Consider the following 16,242-nt stretch of genomic DNA (forward strand, 5'->3'; position numbering starts at 1 on the left):
AAATCGACTCATATTTTTTCCTTATGTGGGTTATGGGGATAACTTCCAAAAGGATTTTCTATGAGTCGATTTATTCAGGCAAAGCCTTTTAAGGCTATAACCACCTTCACAGAAGGTGGTTTTTAGTTTGCAATAAAAAACAGTTGATGTCATTTGGCATCAACTGTTTTTCTTAAAAAAATTACAAAGCTATTATAATAAACCGCCTTGACCTAACGCAGGATCGGTATCACGAGCTTTCAACGCATCCTCTACCGTTAAACCTAATGCTTTCGCAACACCTTCACCGTATGCCGGATCACACCAGTGGCAGTTACGGATATGGCGATATTTAATAAAATCAGGCGCATCGCCCATTGCCGCTGCAGTATTGTTAAATAAAGCTTGTTTTTGCTCTGCATTCATTAAGTTAAACAATGCACGCGGTTGACTGAAATAATCGTTATCATCTTGGCGATAATCCCACAATGCCGCATCACCGTTAATGCGAAGTGGCGGCTCTGCAAAATCCGGCTGTTGTTGCCATTGATTAAAGCTGTTTGGCTCGTAGTGCGGTAAGCCGCCATAATTGCCATCTACACGACCTTGACCATCACGTTGATTGCTGTGAACAGGGCAACGAGGACGGTTTACCGGAATTTGACGGAAATTCACACCTAAACGATAACGTTGTGCGTCAGCATAATTAAATAAACGGGCTTGTAACATTCTATCCGGACTTGCTCCGATTCCCGGCACTAAATTGCTCGGTGCGAAGGCAGATTGCTCTACATCGGCAAAGAAGTTTTCAGGGTTACGGTTAAGTTCAAACTCACCCACTTCAATTAACGGATAATCTTTTTTCGGCCATACTTTGGTTAAATCAAACGGATGATAAGGTACTTTTTCCGCATCCGCTTCCGGCATTACTTGGATAAACATTTTCCATTTCGGGAAATCGCCACGTTCAATCGCTTCATATAAATCACGTTGATGGCTTTCACGATCGTTTGCGATTAACTCTGCCGCTTCTTTATTCGTAAAGTTTTTGATACCTTGTTGAGTATGGAAATGGAATTTCACCCAGAAACGCTCGCCCGCTTCGTTCCAGAAACTATAAGTGTGCGAACCGTAACCGTGCATATGACGATAACTTGCCGGAATACCACGATCACTCATCACGATAGTTACTTGGTGTAACGCTTCAGGTAACAATGTCCAAAAATCCCAGTTATTAGTGGCCGAACGCATATTAGTGCGCGGATCGCGTTTTACCGCTTTATTTAGATCCGGGAATTTACGCGGATCACGTAAGAAGAATACCGGTGTATTGTTGCCCACCATATCCCAGTTACCTTCTTCCGTATAGAATTTTAATGCAAAACCGCGAATATCACGTTCTGCATCTGCCGCACCGCGTTCGCCTGCTACAGTAGTGAAACGTGCAAACATTTCAGTTTTTTTACCCACTTCGCTGAAGATTTTAGCACGGGTATATTTGGTGATGTCATGAGTTACGGTGAACGTACCAAAAGCACCCGAACCTTTTGCGTGCATACGACGCTCAGGAATAACTTCACGGACGAAATCCGCTAATTTTTCATTAAGCCATAAATCCTGTGCAAGCAATGGTCCGCGAGGGCCGGCTGTTAAGCTGTTTTGGTTATCGGCAACAGGTGCGCCGTTTCCCATTGTTAAAGGTGTCGAATGAGAAAATGGACATTTTGAAGTCATGAGATGCTCCTCTTTAGTAAGTTGAAGTAAATTTCCTTTCCATTATATAGAAAGGTTTCAACGATTAAAATCTATTAAATTAATCAAAAAAACCAATTTAATAAATTTCCCCACAAAGAACCTCACTTTTGTATTCACTACATCCATAAAGTGCGGTCTGTTTTCTTACTATTTTACAGCCACTTTTAAAATGAAACCTAAACGGGACGAATACTATCAATATCTAACTTAGCATCAAATTCTTTTTGTAAGAGAAGGAGTTTTTTATCCTGTTGAAGTTCATTACGGGCCTGTTCCCGTAAATCTTGATAAATTTTTTTACGATAAATCATTGGCGTCGCACTATCCCGATCATCTAATTGAATATCAATGGTTATCAACTTATTATAAAATTGGCTAAGCGCTTCCGCCAATAAATGGATACTACGTTCTTGGCGTAAATGCGCTTTCGTTGAATGAAGCCCCAGATAGATTTTCTCTTCGGTGTTATCCAGCAAAAAACAGTTTAACGCCAATTCTTTTGAAAAACCGCTCACTCCGGAACTTTCTACAATATTAGCCCATTCATCTTGCTTTTGTGTCATTTCAATAATGCGGGAATTCAGCTCCGGTGTAATATCTTTTAATATGGCTTGCTTAATATCGGAAGGTGCAATGGTTAGCGTCTCTTTTGCCAACTCGGGATTACTCCACTCCCATCGATAATTTTCCGCCTCGATAATCTCCTGATCTTCCTGCTCCAAGTCGGAATTATCTTCCATTGTGTTCATCATGGTTTGAACATTTTTGGGTACCGCCGGCACGTTTTTTGAAACTGTCGGCACTACTTTTTGGGGAGGAGTCATTTCACGTACGGGAAGTGCGGTCATTTTTCGCTGTATTTTTTGTTCATCAAGTGTTTGCACCTGATGAATTGCCTCATTCACAGCCTCATCCATTTCTTTTTTACGGGCTTGTCGTTCACTTGTTTCAATTTGATCAAGTTGTTTTAACGCTTCTAGCGCCGCCAGTCCGGCAAAATTTGCTTCTTTATTCTTTGAAGAAGGAGAAATAAGTCGAACGGATTTTGTTTTCTTATAGTTGGATTTAATATTTTGCGACAACACTGGCATATCAATATAATTGCCCGGATTCTCGACCACGCTTTTCTCAACGGAAATTGCAGCCTTGGCAGACAAATTAGCCTTAGGTGTTGCCGTAAGAAACTTTGGGTGAAATGCCAATGCCCTCAATAATGTCATTTCCACACCGACACGATAATTCGGTGCAGCACTCAGTTCTTTTCTGCCGGAAACAATCACTTGATAGAAAAATTGAACATCTTCCGGCGAGATATATTTTGCAAGAAACGTAAGGTGCTCGTTTTCATTCGCTGTATTTTGTGGCAATAACTGCATTAACGCAATTTGGTGAAGTTTTTCCGCCACTTCCGCCAATAATTGATCCCAATCACCTGCTTTTTCAGAGACAGTTTGAAGCACTTTCATCAAACGTTCGCCGTTCCCCTGATGTAAGGCATAAATAATATCAATGGATTGAGTGTCGTCTAACAAACCTAACATTGCATTCACCACATTTACAGTAACATGGCGATCCCCCATTGCAATAGCTTGATCCGTTAAGCTTAAACTATCGCGAATTCCACCCTGAGCCGCTTTCGCCAGTTTGTCCAAAGCCAATGGTTCAAAAGGAATATTTTCTTGGGTGAGAATATGCGCAAGATGCTGTGAAATTTGCTGTTCATCCAACGACTTCAGATGAAATTGCATACAACGGGATAAAATCGTTATCGGAAGTTTTTGCGGATCCGTGGTAGCAAGCAAAAATTTAACATACTCGGGTGGCTCTTCCAAGGTTTTAAGCAGTGCATTAAAAGAATGACGCGACAACATATGCACTTCATCGATTAAATACACTTTAAAACGCCCAACCACCGGTTTGTATTGTACGTTATCCAGTAATTCGCGCGTATCTTCCACTTTTGTCCGTGAAGCCGCATCAATCTCAATAAGATCAATAAATGAACCTTGCTCAATGGCTTTGCAATTTTCACATTCGCCACACGGATGATCCGTAATACCGTTTTTAATACAATTTAAACCTTTAGCAAAAAGGCGGGCAATAGAAGTCTTTCCCACGCCACGCGTACCCGAAAACAGGTAGGCATGATGAAGTCGCTGCTCTTTTAATCCGTTAGAAAGTGCGGTAATAATATGCCCTTGCCCTACTACCTCATCAAAGGTTTGGGGACGCCATTTTCGGGCTAAAACTTGATAACTCATTGGTTTGTATTGTTAGTGACCTTCAAAATTAACTAAAGTATAGCAATCCACGCCTAAATCATTTAAACGCTTCTCACCACCAAGTTCCGGTAAATTAATCACAAACGCCGCATGATCAACTTTTCCACCTAAACGCTCGACAAGTTTAACCGTTGCTTCTACAGTACCGCCTGTCGCAAGTAAATCATCAATAATTAATACATTATCACCCGAAGATACTGCATCAGTATGTATTTCTAAGGTATCTTGCCCATATTCCAATTGGTAAGATTGAGAAATTGTTTCACGCGGCAATTTTTTCGGTTTACGCACAAGCTCAAAAGGTAAAGCAAGTGCAATCGCAACAGGTGCGCCAAAAATAAAACCGCGAGATTCCGTACCTAGCACTTTAGTAATATTTTTATTACGGTATTGTTCAACGATCAGATCAATACATGCTTTAAAGGCCTTCGGTACTTCCAGCAAGGAGGTAATATCACGGTAGATAATTCCCTCTTTTGGATAATCAGGAATAGACTTTATAGACGATTTAATAAGTTCAAGTTGTTTGTTCATAAAAAAGCTCAATGATAAAGTAAAATAATATCAATATTTTTGAGCTCGGATTTTATCACAAAACACTAGAAAAAATGGAAATTTCCTAACCTAAAGCGATATAAAAATCTTCATAAAAAGGAAAGGCTAAATGAAATTGTTATCTCATTTAGCCCTAAAAAATATTTAAAAAAAACGACCGCACTTTAACTTTACATAATACGACGTGATTGTGTATAAGTTCTTGTCCAGTAGTTTTCATCTAAGGAGCTAATAGTGACACCTTGGCTCGAACTGGCATGCATAAACTGATTGTTGCCAATATAAACACCAACATGGTTATTACCACGGAAAAAAACGAGATCGCCTTTTTGTAACTCATGTTTACTGATTTTATGCCCTAAATAACGCTGTTCTGCAGTAGAACGAGGGAGTTTAATACCATAAGCATTCAAAAAGGTTGTTTGCATAAATGCCGAACAATCGATGCCACGCTTATTAGTGCCGCCCATTCTATAGCGTGTTCCGGCCCACTCCGTATACACGCCGGCAAGCGCTTTATCGACAATTAAACCGGAGCGAGGACGGTTTGTTCTTAATGTGTGGCGAACACTGCGATCACCCTTTTCTAATTTACTAATTAATCCGGAAAGTTGTGCATCGTCACTCTCTGAAACTTTACTATGATAGGCATTATTGTTTCCGCTTGAACATGCGGTGACGAGGGTGACAATCCCGATAAGCATTAAAAATCGCTTTAACATACTAAAAAATTTAAAATAATTAAAAGATATAAAAATAAAACCCTCGGAATACTATCAGATATAAAGGCAAATAGACAGTTAAAATTGAATTTTTACACCGATTTATAAATATGGTTTATAAAAAACAAAGGCAATCCATAGGGATTGCCTTTTAATCGTTAGAAGCTAACTATTTTTTCTTTGCTTTTGCATTAGGAAGATCGGTAATCGACCCTTCAAAAACTTCAGCAGCCAATCCGACCGATTCGTGTAGTGTCGGGTGAGCATGGATTGTTAATGCAATATCTTCCGCATCACATCCCATTTCAATAGCAAGACCAATTTCACCTAACAATTCGCCACCGTTTGAACCAACGATTGCACCGCCAAGAATACGATGCGTATCTTTATCAAAAATAAGTTTTGTCATTCCTTCCGAACATTCAGATGCAATCGCACGCCCCGAGGCTGCCCATGGGAATTTCGCTACTTCGTAATTTAAACCTTCCTGTTTACATTCTTTTTCGGTTTTACCAACCCAAGCAACTTCCGGTTCAGTATAAGCAATTGATGGAATAACTTTCGGATCAAAGTAATGTTTTTGTCCCGCAATGACTTCAGCGGCAACATGACCTTCGTGAACGCCTTTATGGGCTAACATTGGCTGTCCTACGATATCCCCGATCGCAAAAATATGCGGTACATTAGTACGCATTTGTTTATCCACCCGAATGAAACCACGCTCATCAACTTCAACGCCGGCTTTACCCGCATCAATTAATTTACCGTTAGGCACACGACCGATCGCCACGAGAACTGCATCATAACGTTTAGTATCATTGCAAGCTTTACCTTCCATTGAGACATAAATACCGTCATCTTTAGCTTCAACGGCAGTGACTTTGGTTTCAAGCATTAGCTTAAATTTTTTCTCGATTTGTTTGGTATAAATAGCGACAACATCTTTATCCGCAGCAGGAATAACTTGGTCAAACATTTCAACTACTTCAATCTCTGAACCCAATGCGTGATAAACCGTTCCCATCTCTAAACCGATAATACCGCCACCCATGATGAGTAATTTTTTCGGTACTTCTTTTAATTTAAGTGCATCGGTTGAATTCCAAATACGCGGATCTTCGTGTGGAATGAAAGGTAATTCAATTGGACGTGAACCTGCCGCAATAATTGCATTATCAAATTTTACCATCGTCGGGTTACCGTCACGATCACGGGCAACTAAAGTATTCGGATCAGTAAAAGCCGCTAAGCCTTCCACCACGGTGACTTTACGTTGTTTCGCCATACCCGATAAACCGCCGGTTAATTTTGCAACAACCGAATCTTTACCCGCACGAACTTGGTCTAAATCAATTTTCGGTTCACTAAAATAAACACCATTTTTCTCGGCATGTTTTGCTTCTTCAATTACTTTAGCAACGTGTAATAAGGCTTTAGATGGAATACACCCTACATTCAAACACACACCGCCAAGCGTAGAATAACGTTCAACAAGTACTGTTTCTAAGCCAAGATCCGCACAGCGGAATGCTGCAGAGTAGCCTGCCGGCCCGGCACCAAGTACAACTACTTGGGTTTTAATTTCTTTACTCATTTTTACCTCGTAAAAACGTTGAAATTATTGACCGCTCTTTCGAGCAATCAGGAACATTTAAAAAAACGCCCCTCAATCGTACGAGAGGCGTTATTTATTACATAATTAAGCGACGTAAATCCGCTAATACAGAACCGATGTAGCTAATGAAACGTGCTCCGTCAGCCCCGTCAATCACACGGTGATCGAAAGATAATGACATTGGAAGAATTAAGCGAGGCGTAAATTCTTTGCCATTCCATACCGGTTCCATAGAAGACTTAGAAACACCCAAAATAGCGACTTCCGGCGCATTTACAATCGGAGCAAAATGTGTTGTACCGATACCGCCTAAACTAGAAATGGTAAAACAGCCACCTTGCATATCGGAGGCGGAAAGTTTACCTTCACGTGCTTTTTTCGATATTTCCATTAGTTCACGGGAAAGCTCAATAATCCCTTTTTTGTTTACATTTTTGAACACAGGTACGACTAAGCCGTTTGGCGTATCAACCGCCACACCGATGTTAATATATTTTTTCAAGATCAAGCGTTGTGCATCTTCCGTGATAGAACTATTGAAACGCGGATACGCTTCTAACGCTTTAGCTACGGCTTTCATAATAAATACAACCGGTGTAATTTTCACACCAAGTTTTTGTTTTTCAGCCAACGCATTTTGTTCTTTACGGAAGTTTTCTAAATCGGTGATATCCGCTTTATCAAAATGGGTTACATGCGGAATCATCACCCAGTTACGGTGTAAATTTGCACCAGAAATTTTATTGATACGGCTTAACTCAACTTCTTCAATTTCACCGAATTTGCTGAAATCCACTTTTGGCCACGGTAATAAACCAAGACCCGCACCATTTGCCACACCGTTGCCGGCTGCTGAAGAGGCTGTTGTCCCGCTTTCATAAGCTTTAACCGCAGTCTTCACATAAGCTTGAATATCTTCTTTAACAATGCGCCCTTTGCGCCCCGTACCTTTTACTTTGTCTAAGTTCACGCCAAATTCACGAGCTAAACGACGGATTACCGGGGTAGCGTGCGCATAACCGGTACTTGCTACAACTTGTTCTTGGCTTAAACCTGATACATTGCCGCTTTGGACTGCCGAAGCCGGTTGAGCGGCTGATGCTGGCGCAGCTTGTGGTGCAGGTTCGGCAGCTTGAGCCGGTGCAGCCCCCGCCACTTCAAAGCGCATAATTAATGAACCGGTAGAGACTTTATCACCTGATTTCACTAAAATTTCTTTTACTACACCTGCAAACGGTGCCGGTACTTCCATTGAGGCTTTATCACCTTCAACCGTAATTAAAGATTGCTCTTCGGAAATGGTGTCGCCCACCGCAACCATAATCTCGGTGACATTCACTTCATCGCCACCGATATCCGGTACGTTTACATCTTTAATTGCCGATGTCGCCGCTGCGGCAGCCGGTGTCGTTTCTTGAGCCGGGGCAGAAACAGCAGGTGCTGCACCTGCCACTTCAAATTTCATAATTAATGTTCCGGTAGAAACTTTATCACCCACATTGATTAAAATTTCTTTTACCACACCTGCGATTGGTGCCGGCACTTCCATAGAAGCTTTATCACCTTCTACATTGATGATAGATTGATCCACTTCAACTGAATCGCCTACTTTCACCATAATTTCAGTAACATTTACTTCATCAGAACCGATATCCGGCACATTGACTTCCACAATGCTTGCTGCCACAGGTGCTTCAACCGCTTTAACTTCTTGTGCAGGTGCTGATGGCAGAGCTGTCGCTTCTGCGGAATCCAATACTAACATTGGTGTACCAGTCGTGACTTTATCACCCACTTTCACTAACACTTCTTTTACTACACCTGCTTCCGGTGCAGGTACTTCCATTGAAGCCTTATCGCCTTCCACATTAATAATACTTTGATCTACTGCAATGGTATCACCGACTTTAACCATTACTTCCGTTACAGTAACTTCATCGCTACCAATATCAGGAATTTGAATTTGTTTTGACATTTTTTGTTCCTTATAAAGTGCGGTCAAATTCGCAAAGATTTTTGACCGCAGTTCCTATCGATTACGCATAAAGCGGGTTGATACGATCCACATTCAAACCGAATTTTTCAATAGCATCCGCAACAACTTGATTCGTTACGGTACCTTCTTTTGCCAATTGAGAAAGCGCGGCAACAACAATATAACGTTCATCTACTTCAAAATGTTCACGTAAGTTTGCACGGCTGTCCGAACGACCGAAACCATCCGTACCCAATACGTGATAATGTTTAGTCGGTACAAATGCACGAATTTGATCCGCATAACCTTTCACATAGTCTGTCGATGCCACTGTCGGTAAGTCTGCCAATACCTGTGCAACATAAGGTACGCGTTGCTCTGCTGTCGGATGTAATAAATTCCAACGAGCCGCATCGTTACCTTCACGAGCTAATTCATTGAATGATGGTGCAGAGAACACATCGGAAGTCACACCATAATCATTTGCAAGGATTTGAGCCGCTTCACGAACGTGACGCATAATCGCACCGGAACCTAACAATTGAACATGACCTTTGCCTTTACCTTTCACCGTTTCAAATTTATATAAACCTTTACGGATACCTTCCTCGGCACCTTCAGGCATTGCCGGCTGCTCCGTCACTTCATTCAATGTGGTGATGTAGTAGAACACATCTTCTTGTTTTTCACCGTACATACGTTGAATACCGTCTTGAATGATTACGGCAACTTCAAAGGCAAATGACGGATCATAGGTTACACAGTTAGGAATCACGCCTGCTTGAACATGGCTATGACCATCTTCGTGTTGTAAACCTTCACCGTTTAGTGTTGTACGGCCTGATGTACCACCGATCATGAAACCACGTGCAAGCTGATCACCTGCTAACCACATCATATCGCCCACACGTTGGAAACCAAACATGGAGTAATAAATGAAGAATGGAATCATAGGTAAGTTGTTCACAGAGTATGAATTCGCAACTGCCAACCAAGATGCCGTCGCACCTAATTCATTGATGCCTTCTTGTAATACTTGACCATCAGTCGCTTCACGATAATAAGCAACCAAGTCGCGGTCTGAAGGCACATATTTCTGACCATACGGATTATAAATACCTATTTGGCGGAACAACCCTTCCATACCGAAAGTACGAGCTTCATCCGCAATAATTGGCACAATAGTTTTACCGATATTTTTATCTTTTAATAAGGTATTTAATACACGGGTAAATGCCATGGTAGTTGAGATACCACGAGGTTGAGCCTCTAATAGCGCTTTAAAATCATCTAATGCAGGAACTTTATATTCAACATCAAACTTAGGTTTACGTGCAGGCACATATCCGTTTAATGCTTTACGATGACCGTGTAAATAGTTGTATTCTTCGGAACCCTCAGGGAACTTAACGTATTCTAAGTTCTCAACTTGCTCATCTGTTAATGGCAGGTGGAAATAATCACGGAAACCTTTAAGGCTTTCATAAGACATTTTTTTAGATTGGTGAGCAGTATTTTTACTCTCTGCCTCAGGAATTTTATAACCTTTAACCTGTTGGGCTAAAATAACAACCGGTTTCGTGGCATTTTGTGCTTTTGCATAAGCCGCATAAAGTTTTTCTGCATCATGTGCTCCACGACGTAACGCCCAGATTTCCTCATCTGTCATGTCAGCAACTAATGCCGCAGTTTCCGGATAACGACCGAAGAAATGTTCACGTACATAAGCACCATCTTTCGATTTAAATGTTAAATAGTCACCATCTACTACTTCCATCATGAGTTGGGTTAATTTACCGGAGGTATCTTTCTCGAACAATTTATCCCAGTTACTACCCCATAGCACTTTAATTACTTCCCAGCCGGCACCGGTAAATAAACCTTCTAACTCTTGAACAATCTTACCGTTACCATTTACAGGACCGTCTAGACGTTGAAGGTTACAGCTGATTGTGAAAATTAAATTATTTAAGCCTTCGCGCGCGGCAAATGTTAGCGCGCCTTTGGACTCAATTTCATCCATCTCACCATCACCTAAGAAGGCATACACTTTTTGATCTTTTGTATCTTTTAAACCACGGTTATCTAAATATTTTAAGAAACGAGCTTGGTAAATTGCATTAACAGGGCCTAATCCCATTGAAACGGTAGAAAATTGCCAGAATTCAGGCATTAATTTCGGGTGAGGATATGAGGATAAACCGTCAGCAAATGCTTCTTGGCGGAAATTATCCAATTGCTCTTCCGTTAAACGGCCTTCTAAGAAAGCACGTGCATACATACCCGGTGCTGCATGGCCTTGGAAGAAAATGAGGTCTCCGCCATTTTTCTCTGTTGCCGCCTTAAAGAAATGGTTATAGCATACTTCATACATGGTTGCAGCAGATTGGAAAGTAGAAATGTGACCGCCCAAGTCGAGATCTTTTTTCTGACTACGTAAAACCATTGCAATCGCATTCCAACGTACTGCAGAACGAATGCGACGTTCAATTTCATGGTTACCCGGGTAAGCCGGCTGCTCGGACACAGGGATGGTATTCACATAATCTGTGGTCACGCCTGTTGGTAATGAAACACCGTTAGTACGCGCCTGACCTATTACTTGTTCAATAATATATTGCGCGCGCTCAACACCTTCTTCACGAATCAAAGAATCTAATGATTGTAGCCAATCTTGGGTTTCGATTGGATCTACGTCATTTTTTAAAATCTCAGACATAGGTTTTCCTTATCTGTTAATTAAGTGAAAATTAGTTCAGCTAAAAGCCAAACACGAATATAAGAAATGCTTGTTTCGGCTTTTACAAGCATTTAACAAATTTCATAAATTTTAGAAGATTTTTTGAAATAAAGATAGTAAATTTTCATTGAACTTACTTTTTCTCGTTTTCTGTTTTATCCTGTTTACCTAAAGTGCGGTACTTTTTCGGATCATTTTAATTAACTCATTAAACTATGAGTAAAATCATTGCTTCTGTATAATCTTTGCGCTAGAGTTCCCTCAATTTTTAATACAAGGACTTCCTTATGAAATCAACAACCAGAACGCTCAATCAACACAAACACATCGCCCTTGTAGCACATGATAATTGCAAACAAAACCTTATTCGGTGGGTAGAAAAGCACAATATTGCACTAAGTTCCCATCGGCTCTACGCGACCGGCACAACGGGACATTTATTGGCACGAGAAACGGGGTTAACAATTCAACCTTTATTAAGCGGGCCGATGGGTGGCGATCAGCAATTGGGCGGACTTATTGCAGAAAAGAAAATTGATCTTATTATTTTCTTTTGGGATCCAATGAATGCCGCTCCCCATGATCCTGATGTGAAAGCCTTAATGCGCATTGCAACTGTGTGGAACATTCCCGTCGCCATTAATCAAACTACTGCAGATTTTTTACTCACCTCTCCACTTTTTGAGCAAAATATAGAAATTGAAATCCCAGACTACGAAAATTATTTAAAAGAACGTTTAGGATAAAACTCAGTAAAAATTAACCGCACTTTAAAGTACAAAAAGGAGATAAATCATCTTTATCTCCTTTTGCTATCATCAATGTGAATTTAACCGACCTTAATGCTGCATCGCAGCCCCCATTAACAGCATAAAAATCACGCTAACGACTTGTTCTTCTGGCACAGATTGACCATTTAATTTCAACTCCCCATTTTCAAGCACTAGCTTCATCGTCACGGATTTTTCATTACTTACGGCAATGCCTTTGCTCGCGACTTCTGCTGCCATTTCCTCAATTTTAGCCTTAATACTTGTTTTATCTTCTTCCGGGAAGAATTTCGTCATAAGGTTTTCAGCCGTTGCTTTATCCACCTGAATATCTACAACAAAATCCGTAAATTGTTTATATAAATGACCGCGCATAACATCAAGTTTAGGGTCTTTGGCTAAAGCAATATTCATAGCTAACGCCACTTTTCCTTGATTATCGGAAATTGAGAGCGGATTTAATTTAATTTGTGGTTGGTTATTGAAAATAGCCATACCATATTGTTTAGCCCATGCTTCAATAATTTGATTTACTCCCCCTGTATTCCCTTCTTTTAATACGCTAATAAGAGATTCAAATAAGGCATTAACCGCATTGGCTTCAAAATGATTTAATTCAATATTGTAGGCTATTTTACCCAAATCTTTATTATCAATTATTAGGGCATCTATATTGTTTGTACCTTTAAGGCTTAAAAAACCGCCTTCTAAATTCACCTCAGATGTACTGTTTACACCTTTTTCCACAACAGACATCGTTGTTCCATTTTTATCCAGACTTGTCATCTCTATGCTTTCGATAGAAGACGTACCTTTTCCTGTATAGAGATATGCCCACTTCGTTGGTGCAAAAGTTGTACTAAATTTGATACCTTTCCAGTGAAATTTTTCAGATTCAAAATTGTTTTCATCACTATGATTTTCTGCCTCGACATTACCCGCCAAATCGAATGTTACATTAGAAATTGAAGCATCATACTGACCGGAAAGATCTTTATTGACATCAAAATCAATATCCATATTTGACCAAGTCAATTTATTTTTGTCCGATTTAGGGTTAACAAACTCTCCACTTAATACCTTTAATACGCCTTTTGTAGTTAAAGCATAGCTTGTTGTTGCTTGATACTGAATCGGTTTGTCTGATTTGATAATATCAAACAATGGCTGTGTCGTTTCGTTTTTACCAACCGTCCCTTCCAAAGCAAACATTGCCGGCATGAAATTAAATTTTGTCAGTTGATTAAGAGGCAACGGTCCGTGATAAAGTGTAGACGAAACAGGAATTATCCACTGTTTTTCTTCTTTCACTAACGAAATGACAATTTCATCTTCAACTTGAGAACTGAAAAAACCACGCTTAAATTGTTTATTTTTAAATTCAACATTGAAAGAATCCGATCCCCCCAATGCACGGAATTTTTGATTGTTAAATTCAATTTGGCGTTTATATTCCGATTCGGCACTTTGACCGGTAAACCAAGTACCGCCAACCCAAACTGCTCCTAGTACAGCAATAACGCCAATAGCAATTTTTGATTTTTTCATAAGCATCCTTTTGATAATAAAATATAAAAATTGTACAAATTCTACCGCACTTTTTCTTCTTCTCCATCTTTTTATCAAAAATTTACAAATGAACCCTTGAAGTTTTATGCTTCGTTCTTATCTTACAAGGCAAGGACGGAAACGACCGTATTTTGAAGTAAGAAAAATAAAAAATTTTTAAATTTTCTCTTGAAATACGAAGATGTATCCACATCTTACAATTCGTAATGAATTACACTGAATTAAAAATTCAATTAGGAGAACAAAATGGGAAAAATTATTGGTATTGACTTAGGAACAACCAACTCTTGTGTAGCTGTAATGGATGGCGACAAACCTCGTGTCATTGAAAATGCTGAAGGTGATCGTACTACTCCGTCAATTATTGCTTATACAAATGATAACGAAACGTTAGTCGGTCAACCGGCAAAACGTCAAGCGGTAACCAATCCAAAAAATACATTGTTTGCAATCAAACGTTTAATCGGTCGTCGTTTTGAAGATGAAGAAGTAAAACGCGATATTGATATTATGCCGTTTGCCATCACTAAGGCAGATAACGGCGATGCCTGGGTTGAAGTCAAAGGTGAAAAGTTAGCGCCTCCGCAAATTTCTGCCGAAGTATTGAAAAAAATGAAAAAAGCGGCGGAAGATTTCTTAGGCGAACCGGTTACCGAAGCGGTTATTACCGTTCCGGCATACTTTAACGATGCACAACGTCAAGCAACCAAAGATGCCGGTCGCATTGCCGGGTTAGATGTAAAACGTATCATTAACGAACCGACTGCCGCAGCGTTAGCTTACGGTTTAGATAAAGGTACGGGTAACAAAACTATCGCCGTTTATGACTTAGGCGGCGGTACGTTTGACTTGTCAATTATTGAAATTGATGAAGTCGGCGGCGAGAAAACTTTCGAAGTATTGGCAACTAACGGTGATACCCACTTAGGCGGTGAGGACTTTGACAACCGTATTATTAACTATTTAGTTGATGAATTCAAAAAAGAGCAAGGCGTTGATTTACGTAATGATCCGCTTGCAATGCAACGCTTAAAAGAATCTGCTGAAAAAGCGAAAATTGAGCTTTCTTCCGCCCAACAAACTGATGTGAATCTTCCTTACATCACTGCGGATGCAACAGGTCCTAAACACTTAAACATTAAATTAACCCGTGCAAAATTAGAGTCACTTGTTGAAGATTTAGTAGCTAAATCGCTTGAACCTGTTCGTATTGCATTAAAAGATGCAGGCAAATCGCCATCTGAAATTGATGATGTAATTTTAGTGGGTGGTCAAACCCGTATGCCGCTCGTTCAACAAGAAGTGGAGAAATTCTTCGGCAAAGCACCACGTAAAGACGTTAACCCGGATGAAGCAGTTGCTGTTGGTGCGGCAGTTCAAGGCGGTGTATTAGCCGGTGATGTAAAAGACGTATTATTGTTAGACGTTACCCCATTATCACTCGGTATCGAAACCATGGGTGGCGTGATGACTACCCTAATTGAGAAAAACACCACGATTCCGACGAAAAAATCACAAGTGTTCTCAACGGCGGAAGATAACCAAAGTGCAGTAACCATTCATGTGTTACAAGGTGAGCGTAAACAAGCGTCAGCCAATAAATCTTTAGGTCAATTTAACCTTGAAGGCATTAATCCCGCTCCACGCGGTATGCCGCAAATTGAAGTGACCTTCGATATCGATGCGGACGGTATTATCCACGTTTCTGCAAAAGATAAAGGCACCGGTAAAGAACAACAAATCACGATTAAAGCCTCTTCCGGTTTAAGTGACGAAGAAATTCAACAAATGGTTCGTGATGCCGAAGCAAATGCAGAATCCGATCGTAAGTTTGAAGAATTGGTGCAAGCACGTAATCAGGCTGATCACCTCATTCACAGTACACGCAAACAACTGGATGAAGCAGGTGATAAAGTCCCTGCGGCAGATCGCGGTGTGATCGAAAGTGCATTAAGTGACTTAGAAACAGCTGCAAAAGGTGAAGATAAAGCGGTAATTGAAGCTAAAATTCAAGTCCTTGTTGAAGCTGCACAAAAACTTGCACAAACAGCCCAACCACAAGGCGAGCAAACTCAAAGTAACAGCAAACCAAACGATGATGTGGTTGATGCCGAGTTTGAAGAAGTGAAAGATAACAAATAATCCATTTGTTAATACTAACAAGGGCGTTGCAAAACGCCCTTTTCGTGTATTTATCTTATAAAAAGAGCGGTTGATTTTGACCGCACTTTAAATCTCCTCCTCTTTACTAAAGAAGGGGAAATTCGGAGAAAGAATAAA

Annotated in this window: 10 protein-coding genes; 2 read left to right on the top strand and 8 right to left on the bottom strand. The window is 40.4% G+C overall.

Annotated features, from left to right (window positions below; translation table 11 throughout):
• Positions 1-192 precede the first annotated feature (192 nt).
• The 7 genes from BKL51_RS05015 to aceE form a co-directional block, all read right to left on the bottom strand.
• Positions 193-1,713, bottom strand: a complete 1,521-nt coding sequence (locus BKL51_RS05015; protein ID WP_077465643.1) for a catalase — start codon at positions 1,711-1,713, stop codon at positions 193-195.
• Between the two features lie 197 nt (positions 1,714-1,910).
• Entirely contained in the window at positions 1,911-3,995 is a 2,085-nt protein-coding gene (gene dnaX / locus BKL51_RS05020) for a DNA polymerase III subunit gamma/tau (protein ID WP_077465644.1), read from the bottom strand.
• Positions 3,996-4,007: 12 nt separating this feature from the next.
• On the bottom strand, positions 4,008-4,550 hold the full coding sequence (gene apt, locus BKL51_RS05025; RefSeq protein ID WP_077465645.1) for an adenine phosphoribosyltransferase: 543 nt from the start codon (positions 4,548-4,550) through the stop codon (positions 4,008-4,010).
• Positions 4,551-4,741: 191 nt separating this feature from the next.
• Positions 4,742-5,293, bottom strand: coding sequence for an NlpC/P60 family protein (locus tag BKL51_RS05030; protein WP_077465646.1), 552 nt, complete (start codon positions 5,291-5,293; stop codon positions 4,742-4,744).
• Positions 5,294-5,462: 169 nt separating this feature from the next.
• Positions 5,463-6,887 (bottom strand): dihydrolipoyl dehydrogenase, encoded by a 1,425-nt coding sequence (gene lpdA / locus BKL51_RS05035; protein ID WP_077465647.1) that lies wholly within the window; start codon positions 6,885-6,887, stop codon positions 5,463-5,465.
• A 97-nt stretch (positions 6,888-6,984) separates the two neighbouring features.
• Entirely contained in the window at positions 6,985-8,883 is a 1,899-nt protein-coding gene (gene aceF, locus BKL51_RS05040) for a pyruvate dehydrogenase complex dihydrolipoyllysine-residue acetyltransferase (protein ID WP_077465648.1), read from the bottom strand.
• A 61-nt stretch (positions 8,884-8,944) separates the two neighbouring features.
• Entirely contained in the window at positions 8,945-11,602 is a 2,658-nt protein-coding gene (aceE, locus tag BKL51_RS05045) for a pyruvate dehydrogenase (acetyl-transferring), homodimeric type (protein ID WP_077465649.1), read from the bottom strand.
• A gap of 308 nt (positions 11,603-11,910) precedes the next feature.
• Here aceE and mgsA point away from each other — a divergent pair, with 308 nt between their 5' ends.
• Positions 11,911-12,369, top strand: a complete 459-nt coding sequence (gene mgsA / locus BKL51_RS05050; protein ID WP_059365422.1) for a methylglyoxal synthase — start codon at positions 11,911-11,913, stop codon at positions 12,367-12,369.
• A gap of 93 nt (positions 12,370-12,462) precedes the next feature.
• Here the strand turns inward: mgsA and BKL51_RS05055 are convergent, their stop codons facing one another.
• Positions 12,463-13,941 (bottom strand): YdgA family protein, encoded by a 1,479-nt coding sequence (locus tag BKL51_RS05055; RefSeq protein WP_077465650.1) that lies wholly within the window; start codon positions 13,939-13,941, stop codon positions 12,463-12,465.
• A 267-nt stretch (positions 13,942-14,208) separates the two neighbouring features.
• On the opposite strand from BKL51_RS05055, the gene dnaK reads away from it, so the two are divergent.
• On the top strand, positions 14,209-16,104 hold the full coding sequence (gene dnaK, locus BKL51_RS05060; protein WP_077465651.1) for a molecular chaperone DnaK: 1,896 nt from the start codon (positions 14,209-14,211) through the stop codon (positions 16,102-16,104).
• The last annotated feature ends 138 nt before the right edge of the window (positions 16,105-16,242 follow it).

Source organism: Rodentibacter sp. Ppn85 (assembly GCF_001999335.1).
In the GTDB taxonomy this organism is placed as follows: domain Bacteria; phylum Pseudomonadota; class Gammaproteobacteria; order Enterobacterales; family Pasteurellaceae; genus Rodentibacter.

Excerpts from the sequence above, each read along its gene's own strand:
- BKL51_RS05015 (WP_077465643.1), bottom strand. The coding sequence starts at position 1,713 with ATGACTTCAAAATGTCCATTTTCTCATTCGACACCTTTAACAATGGGA.
- dnaX (WP_077465644.1), bottom strand. The coding sequence starts at position 3,995 with ATGAGTTATCAAGTTTTAGCCCGAAAATGGCGTCCCCAAACCTTTGAT.
- apt (WP_077465645.1), bottom strand. The coding sequence starts at position 4,550 with ATGAACAAACAACTTGAACTTATTAAATCGTCTATAAAGTCTATTCCT.
- BKL51_RS05030 (WP_077465646.1), bottom strand. The coding sequence starts at position 5,293 with ATGTTAAAGCGATTTTTAATGCTTATCGGGATTGTCACCCTCGTCACC.
- lpdA (WP_077465647.1), bottom strand. The coding sequence starts at position 6,887 with ATGAGTAAAGAAATTAAAACCCAAGTAGTTGTACTTGGTGCCGGGCCG.
- aceF (WP_077465648.1), bottom strand. The coding sequence starts at position 8,883 with ATGTCAAAACAAATTCAAATTCCTGATATTGGTAGCGATGAAGTTACT.
- aceE (WP_077465649.1), bottom strand. The coding sequence starts at position 11,602 with ATGTCTGAGATTTTAAAAAATGACGTAGATCCAATCGAAACCCAAGAT.
- mgsA (WP_059365422.1), top strand. The coding sequence starts at position 11,911 with ATGAAATCAACAACCAGAACGCTCAATCAACACAAACACATCGCCCTT.
- BKL51_RS05055 (WP_077465650.1), bottom strand. The coding sequence starts at position 13,941 with ATGAAAAAATCAAAAATTGCTATTGGCGTTATTGCTGTACTAGGAGCA.
- dnaK (WP_077465651.1), top strand. The coding sequence starts at position 14,209 with ATGGGAAAAATTATTGGTATTGACTTAGGAACAACCAACTCTTGTGTA.